The 2,173-nt window shown below is 49.1% G+C and carries 2 protein-coding genes; one reads left to right on the top strand and one right to left on the bottom strand.

Annotation, left to right across the window (positions count from 1 at the left end; translation table 11 throughout):
* Positions 1–146 precede the first annotated feature (146 nt).
* A complete protein-coding gene (gene trxB / locus B7Y67_RS15900) occupies positions 147–1,103 on the bottom strand; it encodes a thioredoxin-disulfide reductase (protein WP_215387469.1) in 957 nt (318 codons plus the stop codon).
* A 114-nt stretch (positions 1,104–1,217) separates the two neighbouring features.
* Here trxB and B7Y67_RS15895 point away from each other — a divergent pair.
* The coding region (locus B7Y67_RS15895; RefSeq protein ID WP_293599468.1) for a DNA translocase FtsK 4TM domain-containing protein at positions 1,218–2,173 on the top strand (956 nt) is incomplete at its 3' end.

The raw sequence follows: 2,173 nt of genomic DNA, 5'->3' as shown, positions 1-2,173 counted from the left end.
GGTGTTGTGGCGCTAATTTTAAAGCTTTCCGGGGTATTTTTGAGGTCTGTACGGACTCAAATTGGTCGGGGTAAACCTTTATTCTGGCCCTGGAGTGAAAAACGTCCAGCAAGGCCGGGCGTTATCTTGGGCTGGCGAAGCAGTTATTAATCCAAAGTCTCCAAGTAACGTTGTGCATCTAAAGCAGCCATACAGCCTGTGCCCGCACTAGTAATTGCCTGGCGATAGATGTGATCCTGCACATCACCCGCCGCAAATACGCCTGGAATATTAGTAGCAGTTGCATTGCCTTCCAAGCCAGAGTGAGTCTTGATGTAGCCGTTGTTCATATCTAACTGACCAACAAACAATTCGGTATTGGGTTTGTGACCAATTGCAATAAAGGCACCAGTTACGGCAATATCTTCCGTGCTGCCATCAGCCTTTTTAATGCGAACACCAGTCACACCTTTTTCATCGCCCAGGACCTCATCAAGAGTTGAGTTCAACTTGAGCTCCACTTTGCCTTCAGCTACTTTCGCCATGAGGCGGTCGTTGAGAATTGGTTCCGCGCGGAATTTATCGCGACGATGAATCACGGTTACTTTCTTGGCAATTCCTGTGAGATAGAGTGCCTCTTCAACAGCGGTGTTGCCACCACCAACTACGCAAACGTCTTGATTTCGATAGAAGAAGCCATCGCATGTTGCGCATCCAGAAACGCCACGACCCATAAATGCTTCCTCACTAGGAAGGCCAATATATTGAGCGGAGGCGCCCGTGGAAATAATTAAAGCATCACAGGTGTAGGTGCCAGAATCGCCGACTAAGCGTATGGGCTTTTCAGTTAAGGCTGCAGTATGAATGTGGTCAAAGATGATGTTGGTATTAAAGCGCTCTGCATGCTTTAAAAAGCGATCCATGAGTTCAGGTCCTTGGACACCATCTGGGTCTGCAGGCCAGTTTTCTACATCAGTAGTGGTCATTAGTTGACCGCCCTGTGCCAAGCCGGTAATAAGGGTTGGGTTCAAATTGGCGCGGGCTGCATAAACGGCAGCCGTGTAGCCGGCAGGGCCCGAACCGAGGATGAGAACTTTAGAGTGTTTTGGGGTATTTGTAGTCATATTCAAATTATAGGATTGCTTGATTACAATCGGAAGAACATGGCAAGAACCGCATACCCGAAGTCCAAAACCCCTTTAAGCCCCCAGCCCCCTGAGAATCATGGGCAGGGTAGGATGCCCCGTCTCCTTCTAGAGGCTCGGTGGTTTATCTCTGTTGGCCTTTGTTTGGGCTTATTAGCTATTTTGGTGACTTATTCGAAGGCAGACCCTGCTTGGTCGCATGCTAGCTTTGAGGCTCCCAGGAACCTGGGAGGGCGTTTCGGGGCCTATTTAGCTGATTTATTGCTCTACATCTTCGGTATTTCGGCTTTTTGGTGGGTTGTGCTGTTTGGCCGTAGGGTGCTCAGCGGATGGCGTGAGCTTTGGAGTATTCCTTTGCCTGTCGACCCTGATGCCAAACCCGACTCTCTATTAATGCGTTGGTTAGGCTTTGGGCTGACTATATTGAGCAGTATGGGTCTCGAGTCTATTCGCTTACATTCCTTGACCTGGGAGCTTCCAAGACCTCCTGGAGGCATTTTGGGTGAGTTAATCGGCGACCCATTGCAAATGACCTTGGGTTTTACTGGTTCCACCCTAGTCTTGCTGTTCACCCTTTGCGCAGGACTGTCTTTATTTCTCCATTTTTCCTGGTTAGATGTTGCGGAAAAGGTGGGGCGATCTCTTGAGCTTGCCTACAACCGCTTGCGCGAGCGACGCGATAGTGAAGAGGATCGCAAGCTAGGAGAGGCTGCGGCTGAAGAGCGTGAAGAGTTTGTTGAGGAGTTCCGCGGGCGCGTTGAAATTGCTAAGCCAATACAGATTGTTCGAGCACCTGTAGAGATTGTAAAAAGTGCTCGAGTTGAGCGTGAGAAACAGCAGCCACTGTTTGTAGACATTCCTGATTCAGAATTGCCACCTTTGGCTTTACTTGATCCTGTGCCGGAAGCGAAAGAAACCATCTCAGCTGATGTATTGGAATTTACTTCTCGTCTCATCGAGCGCAAGCTAGCTGAGTTCAATGTAGAAGTTAAAGTGATTGCCGCTTACCCAGGTCCAGTGGTGACTCGTTATGAAATCGATCCAGCGGT

The organism is Polynucleobacter sp. 35-46-11 (assembly GCF_002281105.1).
This window is presented reverse-complemented; position numbering and strand designations above follow the sequence as displayed.

Bases quoted from the DNA above. Each gene is read 5' to 3' on its own strand.
- trxB (WP_215387469.1), bottom strand. From the start codon at position 1,103: ATGACTACAAATACCCCAAAACACTCTAAAGTTCTCATCCTCGGTTCG.